14 protein-coding genes are annotated in these 13,517 nt (G+C 53.6%); 3 read left to right on the top strand and 11 right to left on the bottom strand.

What is annotated here, in order from left to right:
- Position 1: 1 nt before the first annotated feature.
- The 7 genes from cysM to murR all read right to left on the bottom strand — a co-directional run bounded on the left by cysM (position 2) and on the right by murR (position 6,806).
- Complete coding sequence (cysM, locus tag FEK47_RS10360) at positions 2 to 913, bottom strand: cysteine synthase B (RefSeq protein WP_130216852.1); 912 nt, start codon at positions 911 to 913, stop codon at positions 2 to 4.
- A 133-nt stretch (positions 914 to 1,046) separates the two neighbouring features.
- Positions 1,047 to 2,144 (bottom strand): sulfate/thiosulfate ABC transporter ATP-binding protein CysA, encoded by a 1,098-nt coding sequence (gene cysA / locus FEK47_RS10355; RefSeq protein WP_135487430.1) that lies wholly within the window; start codon positions 2,142 to 2,144, stop codon positions 1,047 to 1,049.
- The gene (cysW, locus tag FEK47_RS10350; protein WP_064526347.1) at positions 2,134 to 3,009 is read right to left on the bottom strand and encodes a sulfate/thiosulfate ABC transporter permease CysW; all 876 of its coding nucleotides are present in this window, start codon (positions 3,007 to 3,009) and stop codon (positions 2,134 to 2,136) included. Before cysW ends, cysA begins: the two co-directional genes overlap by 11 nt.
- Positions 3,009 to 3,842: a sulfate/thiosulfate ABC transporter permease CysT gene (gene cysT / locus FEK47_RS10345; protein ID WP_000458420.1), complete on the bottom strand. Its 834-nt coding sequence runs from the start codon at positions 3,840 to 3,842 to the stop codon at positions 3,009 to 3,011. The genes cysW and cysT overlap by 1 nt, the downstream gene beginning before the upstream one ends.
- Complete coding sequence (cysP, locus tag FEK47_RS10340) at positions 3,842 to 4,858, bottom strand: thiosulfate/sulfate ABC transporter substrate-binding protein CysP (protein WP_135487429.1); 1,017 nt, start codon at positions 4,856 to 4,858, stop codon at positions 3,842 to 3,844. Before cysP ends, cysT begins: the two co-directional genes overlap by 1 nt.
- Before the next feature lie 170 nt (positions 4,859 to 5,028).
- Positions 5,029 to 5,820: an SDR family oxidoreductase UcpA gene (gene ucpA, locus FEK47_RS10335; protein WP_000517431.1), complete on the bottom strand. Its 792-nt coding sequence runs from the start codon at positions 5,818 to 5,820 to the stop codon at positions 5,029 to 5,031.
- 128 nt (positions 5,821 to 5,948) lie between these two features.
- Positions 5,949 to 6,806, bottom strand: coding sequence for an HTH-type transcriptional regulator MurR (gene murR, locus FEK47_RS10330; protein WP_131162080.1), 858 nt, complete (start codon positions 6,804 to 6,806; stop codon positions 5,949 to 5,951).
- Positions 6,807 to 6,977: 171 nt separating this feature from the next.
- Between murR and murQ the strand changes: the two genes are divergently transcribed.
- The 3 genes from murQ to pbp4b are packed head-to-tail and all read left to right on the top strand — an operon-like array spanning position 6,978 to position 10,609.
- Positions 6,978 to 7,874 (top strand): N-acetylmuramic acid 6-phosphate etherase, encoded by an 897-nt coding sequence (murQ, locus tag FEK47_RS10325; protein ID WP_001175602.1) that lies wholly within the window; start codon positions 6,978 to 6,980, stop codon positions 7,872 to 7,874.
- A 3-nt stretch (positions 7,875 to 7,877) separates the two neighbouring features.
- On the top strand, positions 7,878 to 9,302 hold the full coding sequence (gene murP, locus FEK47_RS10320) for a PTS N-acetylmuramic acid transporter subunit IIBC (RefSeq protein WP_053898288.1): 1,425 nt from the start codon (positions 7,878 to 7,880) through the stop codon (positions 9,300 to 9,302).
- 2 nt (positions 9,303 to 9,304) lie between these two features.
- Entirely contained in the window at positions 9,305 to 10,609 is a 1,305-nt protein-coding gene (gene pbp4b / locus FEK47_RS10315) for a penicillin binding protein PBP4B (RefSeq protein WP_135487428.1), read from the top strand.
- A gap of 238 nt (positions 10,610 to 10,847) precedes the next feature.
- Here pbp4b and yfeX read toward each other — a convergent pair whose 3' ends face one another.
- From yfeX to FEK47_RS10295, 4 genes are all read right to left on the bottom strand, one after another.
- Positions 10,848 to 11,747 (bottom strand): porphyrinogen peroxidase, encoded by a 900-nt coding sequence (gene yfeX / locus FEK47_RS10310; RefSeq protein WP_000084590.1) that lies wholly within the window; start codon positions 11,745 to 11,747, stop codon positions 10,848 to 10,850.
- Between the two features lie 95 nt (positions 11,748 to 11,842).
- Complete coding sequence (locus FEK47_RS10305; protein ID WP_130216836.1) at positions 11,843 to 12,415, bottom strand: RpoE-regulated lipoprotein; 573 nt, start codon at positions 12,413 to 12,415, stop codon at positions 11,843 to 11,845.
- A 60-nt stretch (positions 12,416 to 12,475) separates the two neighbouring features.
- Positions 12,476 to 12,925: a DUF2919 domain-containing protein gene (locus tag FEK47_RS10300; RefSeq protein ID WP_130221992.1), complete on the bottom strand. Its 450-nt coding sequence runs from the start codon at positions 12,923 to 12,925 to the stop codon at positions 12,476 to 12,478.
- On the bottom strand, positions 12,912 to 13,337 hold the full coding sequence (locus FEK47_RS10295) for a GNAT family acetyltransferase (RefSeq protein WP_064526329.1): 426 nt from the start codon (positions 13,335 to 13,337) through the stop codon (positions 12,912 to 12,914). Before FEK47_RS10295 ends, FEK47_RS10300 begins: the two co-directional genes overlap by 14 nt.
- Positions 13,338 to 13,517: the final 180 nt, after the last annotated feature.

Raw genomic sequence — 13,517 nt, 5'->3', positions numbered from 1 at the left:
TTTAAATCCCCGCCCCCTGGCTAAAATGCTCTTCCCCAAACACCCCGGTAGAAAGGTAGCGATCGCCGCGATCGCAGATGATCGCCACCACCACCGCGCCAGGGTTAGCTTTTGCCACGCGTATCGCGCCAGCAACCGCGCCGCCGGAGCTGACGCCACAGAATATTCCTTCCCGCACTGCCAGTTCGCGCATGGTGTTTTCTGCATCGCGCTGATGAATATCCAGCACCTCATCCACCAACGATGCGTTAAAGATGCCTGGCAGATATTCCGCAGGCCAGCGGCGAATGCCGGGAATGCTACTGCCCTCTTCCGGCTGCAGGCCAACAATGGTCACCGGTTTGGATTGTTCGCGCATAAAGCGTGAAACGCCGGTGATAGTGCCGGTCGTCCCCATGCTGGAGACAAAATGGGTAATGCGCCCGCCAGTTTGCTGCCAGATTTCCGGCCCGGTAGTGGTGTAATGGGCGTAAGGGTTATCGGGATTATTGAACTGATCGAGCAGCTTTCCTTCACCACGATTGGCCATTTCAAGCGCCAGATCGCGCGCCCCTTCCATGCCCTGCTCTTTGGTGACAAGAATCAGTTCCGCACCATAAGCACGCATCGCCGCACGGCGTTCCTGGCTCATGTTGTCCGGCATCAGCAATTTCATGCGATAGCCTTTTAGCGCGGCAATCATTGCCAGCGCAATGCCAGTATTGCCACTGGTGGCTTCAATCAGCACGTCGCCCGGTTTAATTTCCCCGCGCTTTTCCGCCTCGGCGATCATCGATAGCGCCGCACGATCTTTCACCGAGCCTGCCGGGTTATTGCCTTCCAGTTTTAACCACACTTCACTGCCGTTATCCGGCCCCATTCGCTGCAACTTCACCAGAGGCGTATTGCCAATTGTTTGTTCTAATGTACTCACGATCTCTGTCCATACGTGGTGTTGCCTGATGCGACGCTTACGCGTCTTATCAGGCCTACAGGTTACAAACCTTGCCATTAAAAAGCCCGGATCGCGGGAAGCGCCTCCGGGCGTTTAACATTCACTCAACCTATCAGGCGCTTTGTGCGAGAGCAAGTTCCTCATCGCGGGTTTCAATACGCTCGTCGCCGTTATACAGCCGCGCATGTTGCAGACCAACGAATAAACGCTCGCCACGCTGCGGGGCATCGTCGCCATGCATCACGACCGTCAGCGGTTCGTTGTACCACCCCAGCGGCTGCACGACTAATTGGGTGTAGTGGCCTTTCGGGCTGGCTTCCAGCACCTGGACCGGCAGTGGCGATTCAAGGCTGGTGCGGCGGCTGATATCCACTTCCCACGGGCGCAGGAAGAGATCCACCGGCCCCTGATACGCAGGTGTATACCCCAGCGGCCAGCGATGTGCACCAACGTGGAACTGCCCGCCGCGAATGGTTCCCTGCAGGCGGTTTACTTCGCCCATAAATTCGAGCACAAAACGGGTCGCCGGTTCGCGCCATACCTGATCCGGTTCATCGGCCTGTTCGATATTGCCCTGACTCATCACCACCACGCGGTTGGCGACTTCCATCGCCTCTTCCTGGTCGTGGGTAACGAACACACTGGTGAATTTCAGCTCTTCATGCAGTTGACGCAGCCAGCGACGCAGCTCTTTACGCACCTGCGCATCCAGCGCGCCAAACGGTTCATCGAGCAGCAGAATTTGCGGTTCCACAGCCAGCGCGCGCGCCAGTGCCACACGCTGTTTCTGGCCGCCGGAAAGCTGCGCCGGATAACGATCCGCCAGATGCGCAAGCTGGACCATCTCCAGCAATTTTGTCACTTTCGCTTTGATGGCTGCGGCATTCGGGCGCTCGCGACGCGGCAGCACCGTCAGGCCGAAAGCGATATTGTCGAACACCGTCATATGGCGGAACAGCGCGTAATGCTGAAACACGAAACCGACTTTACGATCGCGCGCGTGCAGGCGGCTGACGTCGGTACCGTGGAAGCGAATATGCCCGCTGGTTTGATGCTCCAGCCCGGCAATAATGCGCAGCAGCGTAGTTTTCCCGGAGCCGGACGGCCCCAGCAACGCGACCATCTGACCAGAAGGAATATCCAGTGAGATATCGTTCAGCACCTGGGTGCGACCAAAAGACTTCTTAATATTGGCAATCTCAATGCTCATGATGTTCCTCCTGCTGCGCACGTTTTTCCTGATTTTCCAGGCGCCACTGCAACATACTCTTTAAAAACAGGGTGATAATCGCCATCAGCGTCAACAACGCGGCGGCGGTAAAGGAGCCGACGGTGTTGTAGTCCTGCTCCAGCAATTCAATCTGTAACGGCAGCGACAGGGTTTCGCCGCGAATCGAGCCGGAAACCACCGATACCGCGCCAAACTCGCCAATCGCGCGGGCGTTGGTCAGCACCACGCCATAAAGCAGCGCCCAGCGAATATTCGGCAATGTGACGCGGCGGAACATTTGCCAGCCAGACGCGCCAAGCAAAATCGCCGCTTCGTCTTCCTGGCTGCCCTGGCTTAACATCACCGGCACCAGTTCGCGCACCACAAACGGACAGGTGACGAAGATGGTGACCAGCACCATTCCCGGCCAGGAGAACATAATTTGCAGATTATGTTCATCAAGCCAGCCGCCCAGCGGGCCGTTAGAGCCGTAGAACAGCAGATATACCAGGCCTGCGACCACCGGAGAGACGGCAAACGGGATATCCAGCAGCGTCAGCAGCAACTGACGCCCAGGAAAATCAAAACGTGTCACCAGCCAGGCCAGCAGGATGCCGAACACCAGGTTCACCGGCACGGCGATCAGCGCAATCATCACCGTTAGCCAGATGGCGTGCAGCATGTCTGGATCGGCCAGATTCTGTAAAACCGGCATCAACCCTTTGCTGAATGCCTGTACGAAGATGTAAATCATCGGCACCAGCAGGATGAACGCCGAAACCAGCATCCCGATGCCAATCAGAAACCATTTGCCCCAGTTAATCGGGCGCGCGTCATAACGCTTCAACTGTGTCACTTCCGCCATTAATGACCTACCACACGCCGACCAAAGCGACTTTGCAGAGTGTTAATTGAGAACAGCAGCAGCAGGGATGCCGCGAGGATCACCGAGGCAATCGCGCTCGCCGCCGGGTAATCAAACTCCTGTAAGCGAACAAAAATCATCAGCGACGTCACTTCCGTCTTCCAGGCGATGTTCCCGGCGATAAATATCACCGCGCCAAACTCACCAAGACTACGGGTAAACGACAGCGCCACGCCTGCCACCAGCGCCGGAGAAAGCTCCGGCAGCACCACTTTGCAGAAACTCTGCCAGCGCGTTGCGCCGAGCGTTTCTGCCGCTTCTTCATATTCCGGGCCTAACTCTTCCAGCACCGGCTGCACGGTACGCACCACAAACGGAATGCTGGTAAAGGCCATCGCCACCGCAATCCCCAGCCAGGTGTAGGTGACTTTGATATCAAACTTCGCCAGCCATTCACCGTAAAAACCGTTCACGGAAAAGAGCGAGGCCAGCGTTAAACCGGCCACTGCCGTTGGCAGCGCAAAGGGTAAATCCATCAGCGCATCAAGCAGCGTGCGGCCCGGAAAGCGATAGCGGGTTAAGATCCACGCCATCAGCAGGCCGAAAACGCCGTTAAAAATCGATGCCACAAACGCCGACAGCAGCGTCACTTTGTAGGCCGCGACCACCTGCGGGTTGGTGATCACCTCCCAGTACTGCGCCCAGCTCATCTCAGAGAGCTGCATCACCAGCGCGGAGAGCGGCAGCAGCAAAATCAGGCACACAAACAGCAGACTGGTGCCGAGGCTTAAGGTAAAGCCCGGCAGCACGCGTCTGGAGGAGACAGCAAACATCAGTTACGCCCCGCCGCTAACAGCTTGTCTAACTCGCCGCCGCTGGTGAAGTGAGTTTTCATCACTTCCGGCCAGGAGCCAAATTTGTCTTCCACGCGGAACAATTCGGTCTGCGGGAATTTGTCTTTCAGTTTGTCCATGACTTCCGGGTTATTTACGCGGTAGTAATAGTCGGTGATGATGGTTTGCGCCTGCGGGCTGTAGAGCCAGTTCAGGTAGGCTTTTGCTGCTTTTTCCGTACCGTTGGCCTGCACATTTTTATCGACCCACGCCACCGGGAATTCCGCCAGAATATTGGTTTTCGGAATCACCACTTCAAAGCCCTGCGCTTCATACTGTTTACGGATGTTGTTCACTTCCGATTCGAAGCTAATCAGCACATCGCCCAGGCCGCGCTCGGCAAAAGTGGTGGTTGCGCCACGACCACCGGTATCGAACACTTCAACGTTTTTCAGGAACTGAGTCATAAACTGTTCGGTTTTGGCTTTATCGCCACCGTCGGCTTTATCCGCTGCACCCCACGCGGCTAAATAGGTGTAACGCGCGTTACCGGAGGTTTTCGGGTTCGGGAAAATCAGCTTCACGTCGGAGCGCACCAGATCGTTCCAGTCGTGGATATTCTTCGGGTTACCCTTACGCACCAGGAAGCCCATGGTGGAGTAGAACGGCGAGCTATTATTCGGCAGGCGCGACTGCCAGTTCGCCGGGATCAGCTTGCCTTTGTCGTGCAGGATTTGTACGTCGGTCACCTGGTTATAAGTGACAACGTCTGCTTTTAAGCCCTGTAAAATCGCCAGCGCCTGTTTTGATGACCCGGCATGAGATTGTTTTATCGTCAGTTTGTCGCCGCCGTTATCTTTGGCCCATTGCTGTTCAAACGGCGGGTTCAGGGCGGCAAACAGCTCGCGGGAGACGTCATAAGAACTGTTCAGCAGTTCTGTTGCCTGTACATGGCCTGCCAGCAGCAGAGAAGCAACCAGCGCGAGATATTTCTTTTTCAGTAAGTTAACGGCCATTGCGCACCCTTATATATTTAATGACTTTCTAATAGCCATCATATTTATAACGGGCATGAAAGGAGTAACGGTTTTATATACCGTTTGGTGATTTGGAAGTTGAAAAGGGAATAAGAACCGGGTTCAAAACGAAATCCTCCCCACACATGCAGGGAGGAAACAGAGGTGAATCAGATGCCGACGCTAACCGTCTCCGGCAACGTGCTGCCGCCATCGATCACATTCTGTGTACCGGTTAAATAGCTGGATTCATCGGATGCGAGGAAGGCCGCGAGTTCGCCGACTTCCAGCGGATCGGCGAGGCGACGCATCGGGATTGCTTTTGCCATTTCAGTCAGCACCGATTCTGGATCTTCCGGGTTCGACTGGCGGGCAATGCTTTCCGCCATTGGCGTGCGGACGTATCCCGGGCAGATGGCGTTAACGCGAATACCAGACTGCGCGTACTCCACCGCCAGCGATTTAGTCAGGCCAACAATCGCCGCTTTCGTTAAGGCATACGCCGTTTCGCCCGGATCGGCCACCATATCGCCAGTGACTGAAGACATCATCACAATGCGGCCATCTTTGCGGGCAATCATCTCCGGCAGCACCGCCTTTGTGACGTTCCATACGCCTTTAATATTGATATCAATATGGAAATCGCGATCGTCATCGCTCATATCGAGGAAACTGCCCAGGCGACAAACGCCTGCGTTATTCACCAGGATATCAATGCGCCCTTCTTTTTCCTTCGCGCGCTTGATAGCAGCGGCTACCGACGCCGGGTCACGCACATCGGCGACAACCGCCGTACAGCGATGACCACGACCACACAGTTCGTCCGCCAGCTTTTCGATCTCAGGGGAGATATCCAGCAAGATTAGATTCGCGCCATGACGTGCAAAAGTTCTGGCAATTCCTTCGCCAATTCCCTGCAATGCGCCTGTAATCAGTGCTGTCTTGCCCGTGAGTTTACCCATTTTAATGCTCTCCTTGTTAATACAGAGCGTTACACTCCATTCCCTCTGAAAATACAGGATAAACAAAATATTGCTGCGTATCAGCTCACTAATTCAGGAAAATCTCAATCCAGTCGCTGCTTTATGCATCATTTCAGGCGTTGTGTTAGCTCACTGCTGCGCTCAATCATTTTCAATGACTCGACATCATTGAGTTGCACAAGGCCAACAAACAGTAAATCGGTAACAGAATTTTGCGCCGTGCGGGTAGACATCGACGAGCTACGCCATTCGGTTTCGCCGGAAACGGTATCGAGCGTGAAATGCGCCAGCCGCCGCAGCGGAGAGTCAGTCAGAGAAGTAATGGCAATCACCGTTGCCCCCTGCTTTCGTGCCGCTTCTGCGCACAAGACAATCTCTTTTTTACTGCCGCTGTAAGAGATAGCGATTTGTACATCGCCTTTTTTCAACGCCTGGGAAACGGTGGCTTGTACGTGCGTGTCGGCTTCGCAGGCCACGCGATAGCCAATTTTCATCAGTTTGAACGACAGATCGCGCCCCACCAGCGCCGATCCGCCCAGGCCCGTTATCTGAATAAATGGCGCTTTACTGATGACATCAATGATTTTTTGCAGCCGCGCGTAATCGAGCAACGCGCAGGTTTGCTCCAGCGCCAGCTCTTTTTCGCGATTCAGTTTGCGCGCGATCACTTCCAGCGAATCATCACTGGTAATCGAACTGTGCAGGTGCAGTGCCGTGGCATTCGTTTTCTCCCGGCTGGCACTGTATTCGCCAATTAACGCCATACGCAATTCAGTAAACCCTTGCGCGCCGAGTTTCTGAGCGAACTTCACAATACTCGACTGGCTAATACCGAGCTGTTTCGCCATATTTCGTGAAGAAACGGATTTCAGTTCGCTCACCCTGGCTTGCAGAAAGTCGGCTATCTTTTGCTCATTTTCAGTAAAGTCACTTTCTGCATTGCGTAATTTTGTCAGGTACAACATCTTCCACTCCCTCACCACATCCTGCGCGCAGCATAGCACACGGATTTTGCCCTTTGACGCTCTTCACACTCTGTGATTTCAGACTCAATGATTCCTTTAAAACTAGCAAATTGAGATATATGATTCCATCAATATGCAATTATTTGATTGTGAATACTAAGGTCACCACTGATGCAACTTGAAAAGATGATTACCGAAGGCTCGAATGCCGCCTCGGCTGAAATTGACCGCGTTTCGACGCTGGAAATGTGCCGGATTATCAACGATGAAGATAAAACCGTACCACTCGCCGTTGAGCGCGTACTGCCGGATATTGCAGCGGCGATCGATGTTATTCACGCCCAGGTGAGCGGCGGCGGCCGTCTGATTTACATCGGTGCGGGGACCTCTGGTCGTCTGGGTATTCTTGATGCCAGTGAATGTCCGCCAACCTACGGCGTGAAACCGGGCCTGGTGGTTGGTTTGATTGCTGGCGGCGAATATGCCATTCAGCACGCGGTGGAAGGCGCGGAAGATAGCCGGGAAGGCGGCGTTAACGATCTGAAAAATATTAATTTAACGGCACAGGATGTGGTGGTCGGTATTGCCGCCAGCGGTCGTACGCCGTATGTGATTGCCGGACTGGAATACGCCCGCCAGCTCGGTTGCCGCACAGTGGGAATTTCCTGTAATCCGGGGAGCGCCGTTTCAACTACCGCAGAGTTTGCTATTACGCCGATTGTTGGGGCCGAAGTGGTCACGGGTTCTTCGCGAATGAAAGCCGGCACGGCGCAGAAACTGGTGCTCAATATGCTCTCCACCGGTCTGATGATTAAGTCAGGCAAAGTGTTCGGCAACCTGATGGTCGATGTGGTCGCCACCAATGAAAAACTGCATGTACGCCAGGTCAATATCGTCAAAAACGCCACCGGATGTAGCGCTGAGCAAGCGGAAGCGGCATTGGTTGCCTGCGACCGTCACTGTAAAACGGCTATTGTGATGGTGCTGAAAAATCTCGATGCCGCAGAAGCTAAAAAACGCCTGGATCAACACGGCGGCTTTATTCGCAAAGCTCTGGAAAAGGAATAACCCATGGCTAAAGAGATCAGCAGTGAACTTCTGAACACCATTCTTACCCGGGTCGGTGGCCCGGGAAACATCGCCAGCTGTGGTAACTGTATGACGCGTCTGCGTCTGGGTGTACATGACAGTTCACTGGTTGATCCCGATATCAAAACCCTGGAAGGCGTAAAGGGCGTCATTTTGACCAGCGATCAGGTGCAGGTGGTTTTTGGGCCGGGCAAAGCGCATCGTGCCGCAAAAGCCATGAGCGAGTTGCTGGGCGAAGCACCCGTGCAGGATGCCGCGGAGATCGCCGCCCAGAATAAACGCCAGTTAAAAGCCAGACAAACTTCCGGCGTGCAACAATTTCTCGCCAAATTCGCCACCATCTTTACGCCGCTGATCCCCGGTTTTATTGCTGCGGGTCTGTTGCTGGGGATAGCGACGCTAATCGCCACGGTGATGCACGTTCCGGCAGATGCTCAGGGAACGCTGCCCGACGCGCTGAATTTTATGAAGGTGTTCAGCAAAGGCTTGTTCACCTTCCTGGTAATTCTGGTGGGCTATAACGCGGCCCAGGCGTTCGGCGGCACGGGCGTCAATGGCGCAATTATCGCCGCGCTCTTTTTGCTCGGTTATAACCCTGCTGCCACCACTGGTTACTACGCCGGATTTCACGATTTCTTCGGTCTGCCCATCGATCCGCGCGGCAATATTATCGGCGTGTTGATTGCCGCCTGGGCCTGCGCCCGCATTGAAGGCATGGTGCGCCGCTTTATGCCGGACGATCTCGACATGCTGCTGACCTCGTTAATCACTCTGTTGATCACCGCTACGCTTGCGTACCTGATCATTATGCCGCTGGGAGGCTGGCTGTTTGAAGGCATGTCGTGGCTGTTTATGCACCTGAACAGTAATCCGCTCGGTTGTGCGGTTTTAGCCGGGCTGTTCCTGATCGCCGTGGTGTTTGGCGTGCATCAGGGCTTCATTCCTGTTTATCTGGCTTTAATGGACAGTCAGGGGTTCAACAGCTTATTTCCCATCCTTTCGATGGCGGGCGCGGGCCAGGTGGGCGCGGCGCTGGCGCTCTACTGGCGGGCGCAACCGCATAGCGCATTACGCAGTCAGGTACGCGGGGCGATTATTCCCGGTCTGCTGGGTGTTGGCGAACCGCTGATTTACGGTGTCACCCTGCCCCGCATGAAACCGTTTGTTACCGCCTGTTTAGGCGGCGCAGCGGGCGGTTTGTTTATCGGGCTGATAGCCTGGTGGGGTCTGCCAATGGGCTTAAACAGCGCCTTCGGACCGTCTGGCCTGGTGGCGCTGCCGCTGATGACTTCCGCTCAAGGTATCCTTCCGGCAATGGCGGTATATGCAGGTGGGATTCTGGTGGCATGGGTTAGTGGGTTTATTTTCACCACGCTCTTTGGCTGCCGTAACGTCAATCTGGACTGATTATGAAACGGACAATGCTCTTTCTTTCTCTGCTGGCTGTCAGCTGTAGCGTCAGCGCCGCAAAATACCCTGTTCTGACAGAAAGTTCGCCAGAGAAAGCAGGGTTCAATATCGAACGGCTTAACCAGATGGATCGCTGGATTAACCAGCAAGTTGATGCCGGTTATCCCGGCGTAAACCTACTGATTATTAAAGATAATCAGATTGTGTATCGCAAAGCCTGGGGGATGGCGAAAAAGTACGATGGCAGCGTGTTGATGGCGCAGCCTGTAAAAGCCACCACCGGGACGCTGTATGACCTGGCCTCAAACACCAAGATGTACGCCACAAACTTCGCTCTGCAAAAGCTGATGAGCGAAGGCAAACTGCATCCCGACGATCTGATTGCGAAATATATTCCAGGGTTTGCCGACAGTCCAAATGACACCATCAAAGGCAAAAACACGCTGCGGATTTCTGATCTGCTGCATCACAGCGGCGGTTTCCCGGCGGACCCACAATATCCGAATAAAGCGGTCGCGGGCGCGTTATATTCCCAGGATAAAGGCCAGACGCTGGAGATGATCAAGCGCACGCCGCTGGAGTATCAGCCCGGCAGCAAGCATATTTACAGTGATGTCGATTATATGCTGCTTGGATTTATCGTCGAGTCAGTTACTGGCCAGCCGCTTGACCGCTATGTTGAAGAGTCGATTTATCGGCCACTCGGCCTGACGCATACGGTATTTAACCCGCTGCTGAAAGGCTTTAAACCGCAGCAAATTGCCGCGACGGAACTGAACGGCAATACCCGCGATGGCGTGATCCACTTTCCGAATATCCGCACCTCCACTCTCTGGGGTCAGGTGCACGATGAAAAAGCGTTCTATTCGATGGGCGGTGTTTCCGGACACGCAGGTTTGTTTTCCAATACCGGTGATATTGCGGTGTTAATGCAAACGATGCTGAACGGCGGTGGCTATGGCGATGTGAAGCTGTTCAGTGCGGAAACGGTGAAGATGTTCACCACCAGCTCAAAGGAAGACGCCACTTTTGGCCTTGGCTGGCGCGTGAATGGTAATGCCACCATGACGCCGACGTTTGGCACGCTGGCAAGCCCGCAAACCTACGGTCACACTGGCTGGACCGGGACGGTAACCGTTATCGATCCGGTGAATCATATGGCGATTGTGATGTTAAGCAACAAGCCCCATTCGCCAGTTGCCGATCCACAAAAAAATCCCAATATGTTCGAAAGCGGTCAGTTACCGATTGCAACTTATGGTTGGGTAGTTGATCAGGTGTATGCGGCGTTGAAGCAAAAGTAATAAAAAGGCCAGTCAGTTGTGTTACTGGCTGACCTGCGACTGCTGACAAACGCAAAACTGCCTGATGCGCTACGCTTATCAGGCCTACGCGGAGCCTGCAATATATTGAATTATCACGATTTGTAGGCCGGATAAGGCGTTCAAGCCGCATCCGGCGTGTACAACGCGCACTTGGTCAACAATCTGAGGCCAGTCAGTAATGCTATTGGCTGGCCTTTAATCATCGAATCAGAAACGCTTACAGCGCCATCAGCTTGTCCAGCGACGGCGCGAAGTAATAGCCGCCGGTTACCGGTTTGGTGAAACGCAACATCGCATCACGCTTACCATCGGTATCGCCAAACATGCTCAGCAATTGCTGCTCAATGTTATGCAGACGCGCACAGTAGGCGCAGAAGTACAGACCGTGAGTGCCACTGGCGGTGCCGTACGGCAGGCTCTGGCGAACAATCTTCAGTCCTTTGCCATCTTCTTTCAGATCAACACGGGTCAGGTGAGAGGTTTCCGGACGTTCGTCGCCATCAATCTCTTCGTTGGCTTCTTTGGTACGGCCGATCATCATCTCCTGATCGTGAACGCTCATACGGTTGAGTTGCTTCAGGTTGTGCTCCCAACGCTGCACAAACACATAGCTGCCGCCTGCATCCACGCCGTCTTTGATAACCGCCACTTCGCGACGCGTCTCTTCACCCGCCGGGTTTTCTGTGCCGTCAACAAAGCCGCTCAGGTCACGCTCTTCAACCCAACGGAAGCCGTGGATCTCTTCTTTCACTTCAATGCAGTCACCAAAGGCTTCCATCGCCGCCTGGGCGACAGAAAAGTTTACGTCATGACGCAGAGAAAGAATGTGGATTAACACATCGAACTGAGTGGTCGGCGCAAGACCTTTGCCGTAGCCCGGAAAATCTTTCAGCTCTTCAGCACCAACGCCGCCGCTCAGAGCACGCCAGGTGTTGTTACCAAAGGCAACGACTGCACCAAGATGAGCGTCCGGGAATTTCGCTTCAAAAGTCGCCAATTTGTCGGCAAATGTTTTACTGGCCGCACGCAGGGCATCAACTTCCCCTTTTACGTTGGCTTCGATCCAAATCGCCGCGCGGCAATGTTCTGGCAAAATGCCACTCTGAACCTGAGACATTGTTCCTCCTGAAAATAATAATGCCACGCAATCCGTGGCATTGTTGGGCGCTATTTTACGTGTTTTTTGTGATTAGCGGTTTGTTCAGACGCAAATTAACGTCGCCAGATAATTTTACTGACTTTCCAGTTTTTCAAGGTATCGTCCGAAGGCATTAACCCTTCAGGACCACTCCATTCACCGCTGAACTGGTAGCTAATATGTTGACTGCCTTCAGCTTTACATTCGACAGCACGATCATCACCATCGGCTTTTTGGCAATTGCCAAATGCTTTGCTGTAAAGGTCGCTAAACGGTGTACCGATTTTAACACCGGTGTCCGCAGGAATATCGCTATCTGAAACGTCAATGCGGCTGATTGTACCTTGATCACCATTGATGACCATCGCCACGCTGTCGCCTTTCATCACTTCAAAAAAGCGCACTACATTACCGTTAGCGGTTTTCATTCCGCTGCGCAGGCGATAATCACCATCAAGCGCATCGGCAATAGCTTGTTCTTGTAATGGTGTGGACGCCGTTAATTCACCCACGCCCTGCTCGCTCACTTTGGTGGACGACCCAAACCAGTTCCACGGATTCGCGGCAGACCAGTTAACTGACGACATCGTGGAACAGCCGGTCAGCATCAACGGCATAGCGCATAACATTAAACGCAGCGATTTCATCTCACTTCCTTTGGTTATTCAATAACGTTGCTTGGAGTGCGAATTTGCAAAAAAGTGCCGTTATTCTTTCTCAACCACAAAACAAGCGCGTAAACGTCGATTGGTCAGCAGCCAGATTAACGCCACAATATCCGCCACTACCAGCGCCAGACTGATTCCGCTAACCGATTCGCCGTTCAGCCACAGCCACGGTTGCCAGCAAAGTAAAACCACTTGCGCCAACAGCAACAGAAAATAGAGCCCATGCCAGATACGGGGAAACGTAGCGCGCCGACCACTCAGCAAAAACGCCAGCACTGCTGGAATGCCGGGAATTAACCCCAGCCAGAAATTATCGTGATCGGGATAAAACAGATTCAGCAGCGCAGTACCCTGCTCACGCGACGCACCGGCAATCACAAACAGCACCCAGGTTCGCGCCTGAAGCAGTAGCACAAGCCAGAAGAGAAAAGGTAAACGCAGGCGTCCGTGCGCATCATAATGGACAGGATGAAACTCAGTACTCTTCATCTTCAATCAAACGCTTACCCAGATTCAGCACATCAGCGTGTTCATATCCCAGGCGTTCGTACATTCCGAGCACCATGTCGTTGTCTTCCGGCACGTTGATCTGAATTTTCGGGCAACCGCGGGCAATGAGCTTTTTCTCCAGCCGATTAAGCAATGCATTAGCAATGCCGCGCCCGCGAAACTCCGGATGCACGCCAAGATAATAAGCAGACCCACGATGCCCGTCGTAACCACCCATCACCGTTCCCACCACTTCACCATTCACTTCCGCGACCAGGAACAAACTGACGTCATGGTTCATCTTGCGTTCGATGTCCATTTCCGGATCGTTCCACGGACGCAGCAAGTCGCAACGCTCCCAAAGGGTGATGACCTCTTCGAAATCTTCCTGGCGAAATACGCGTATCTCCATGGTATGAGTTACCTTTTTGGGGGTTAAAAGGGTGATTATGGCGTGAACGACCGAATTAGCCAATATCTGACGAAAATCGGTTGAAAAAGTGGCATAATGACGCGTTGTCATTTATTGAAATGAAAAGTAAAACAATTCTCACCAGCAAACCGTCGTAACGGATTACGCGATACGATATAA

This window comes from Escherichia sp. E3659, from assembly GCF_005781135.1.
Taxonomy (GTDB): Bacteria; Pseudomonadota; Gammaproteobacteria; order Enterobacterales; family Enterobacteriaceae; genus Escherichia.
The sequence above is the reverse complement of the archived record's forward strand: the minus strand, read 5'-3'. Positions and strand labels throughout refer to the sequence as shown.